Raw genomic sequence first — 2618 nt, forward strand, 5'->3', positions numbered from 1 at the left:
CGAAGCCGATCGAGGTGATCACGGCCTGCCGGTGCCGTCCGCCGCCGATCGACTGGGAGAGCCAGCCGCGCCAGACGAACTCCTCGGTGATGCCCTGCATCACGTACCCGAGCACCAGGACGTAGACCACGGCCACCCACACCGGTTCATTGGAGTTGATGGGGTAGACCTCGACCACGCCGAGCCGGCCCAGCAGCACGCCGGCCGGAACCACGATCGCCAGACTCACCCCGGTGCCGAGCAGCAGCGACGGCAGCCAGCGCCGGTCGAACCTGATGCCGGTGACCGCGAACGGCCGGCGATCCAGCCAGCGGGTGGCGGCTGCGATCAAGGCGACCGCCAGCAGCGGGATGGTGAGCAGTGGCCCGGCCTGTTTCAGCAGGGCCAGCCACCAGTTGCCGGCCAGCGCGTCCGGACGGGCGTCCATGCCGGGCAGCGCCGCCAGCAGCAGCGCCGGCCCGTAGGCCGCCATTCCGGCCGCGAAGGCGATCAACAGCCGTAGCGCCACCCCGAGGTGGCCGGCAGGCGGGGTCTGGACGGGGCCGGGGCCGAACTCGGTCGGAGCAGCGCCGGGGGCAATCGCTGTATTCGTCATGGGTAGACGCTACGAAGCGACGGGGACGCCGGGAACCCACCCCGGTCACGACTGTCAGTGACCCTGGTCATGGACGGAGTTGGGGACGGTTCCATTTCCGTCCAAAGCTGTGACAAGCGGAAACGTCGATCTCGGGTGGACGGAATTGGAACCGTCCCCAATTCCGGCCAGCGTTGTTAGGGTGGGGCCATGGCCCACCCCGTGGCGGCGATCTCGCGTGTGCGCCGGTTGCTGCATCTGCTGTTCGGGCTGGGCGTCGTCGCTGCGCTGGGCGGGGCGGCAGCCTGGTTCATGCAGGGGGAGCCGGCACTCGCGCTCGCCGGCGTGCTGGTCGTCGTGATCGCAGGCGTCGCCTGGTGGTTGCGGATGTCGGACCGCTACCCGCGGGCGGCGTCCCTGGTGCTGGCGCTGTGCGGGGTCGGCGCGCTGGCCTTCGTGGACACCCTCGGGCTGCCGCTGCTCTTCACCGCGCTGATCGTGCTGGTGGTCGACTGGGGGATGTGGCTGGGGGTCGCCGTCGCGGTCACCATGATCGCGATCCTGGTGGCGCTGCTGCACGCCGACACCGGTGGGAATCTTGAAGCCGTGATCGGCCAGACCCTGATGAACGGCGCCTTGTTCGTGGTGATCCTCATCTTCGCCGCGGTGCTGCGTGCCTTCGACCAGCAGCACGCCGAGTTGCTGGTGGTCAACGAGCGGCTCACCGAGGCGATGGACGCCTCCCGCGACCTCGTCCTGGCCCAGGAACGGGCCCGGGCGGCCGCCGAACTGCACGACGGTCTGGGCCAGCAGCTCACCCTGGTCTCGATGTCCCTCGACTACGCCCACCGGACGCGTGCCCGCGACCCCGAGCCGGCCTGGGCCGAGGTGGCCAACGCGTCCGTGGTCGTCAAGCAGGCCTTGGCCGACATGCGGCTGTGGGTGCGGGCGCTGCATCCGGCCCGGCTTGACCAGCTCACCGAGCCGAGCGCCTTCGAATCGGTGGCGGAGGTCTTCCGCGGCACCGGCCTCGACGTCCAGGTCGAGATCGCCGCGGACGAGCGGCTGGAACGTCCACACGCGCTCTTCGCCTACCGGCTCATCCAGGAGGGCTTGACCAACGCGCTGCGGCACGCCCGCGCCACCCGCGTGGTCTTCCGGATCGAGCGGGACGCGGACGGGCTGCGACTGACGGTCGGCGACAACGGCACCGGCGGCGGTGAGATCCAGCCCGGCTACGGGTTACGCGGCCTCATCGAGCGGGCCGAGGAACTCGGCGGCACCCTGCGGCTCAGCCGTCCGGGTGCCCTGGGCGGCCTGGACGTGATCGCGGAACTCCCGGCGGTGACCGCGTGACCGGCCCGGTGCGGGTGATCGTGGTGGACGACCAGCAGCTGCTGCGCCGCGGCCTGACCATGCTGCTCGACACCGTGGACGACGTGACCGTGGTGGGCCAGGCCGGGGACGGACGCGAGGCGCTCGCGCTGCTCGCCACCACCGAGGTGGACGTGGTGCTGACCGACGCCCAGATGCCCAGGCTGGACGGCCTCGGCCTGCTGGCGGCCTGCCGGGAGCGGCATCCGGGGCTGCCGGTGGTGCTGCTGACCACCTTCGACGAGCCCGACCTGGTGCGCGCCGCGGTGCAGGGCGGGGCGGCGGGCTTCCTGCTCAAGGACTGCTCCGTCGAAAGCCTCACCGAGGCCATCCGGCAGGCGGTGTCCGGCGGCATGGTGATCGATCCCCGGGTGGCCCGGACGGCGCTGGTCCCGTCCGAACCCGCGTCCGGCCCGCTCGACAGCCTGACCCCCACCGAACTCCAGGTCGCCCAGCTGGTCGCCACTGGCGCCACCAACGCCGAGATCGCCGCCGACCTCTTCCTGGCCGAGGGGACGGTGAAGAACCACGTCTCGACCCTGCTGCGCAAGCTCGACCAACGCGACCGCACCCGACTCGCGCTGCTGCTCTCCCGACTCACCCGCTAGTCAGCCGAGCACCTCGGCGAGCGGGGTGTGGTCGCGTCCGAAGGCCTCGGCGACGGCGGGGT

The 2618-nt window shown here is 71.5% G+C and carries 2 protein-coding genes and 1 pseudogene; 2 read left to right on the forward strand and 1 reads right to left on the reverse strand.

The features are described 5' to 3' along the window. Positions 1 to 595, reverse strand: a pseudogene (locus tag Q0066_RS04275) (hypothetical protein); the annotation flags it as partial. Positions 596 to 784: 189 nt separating this feature from the next. Between Q0066_RS04275 and Q0066_RS04280 the strand changes: the two are divergent. Both Q0066_RS04280 and Q0066_RS04285 read left to right on the forward strand, forming a co-directional pair. After that, positions 785 to 1930, forward strand: a complete 1146-nt coding sequence (locus Q0066_RS04280) for a histidine kinase (protein ID WP_298130372.1) — start codon at positions 785 to 787, stop codon at positions 1928 to 1930. Further along, complete coding sequence (locus Q0066_RS04285; protein WP_298130374.1) at positions 1927 to 2556, forward strand: response regulator transcription factor; 630 nt, start codon at positions 1927 to 1929, stop codon at positions 2554 to 2556. The genes Q0066_RS04280 and Q0066_RS04285 overlap by 4 nt, the downstream gene beginning before the upstream one ends. Positions 2557 to 2618: the final 62 nt, after the last annotated feature.

Source organism: Micropruina sp. (assembly GCF_027492755.1).
GTDB lineage: Bacteria > Actinomycetota > Actinomycetes > Propionibacteriales > Propionibacteriaceae > Micropruina.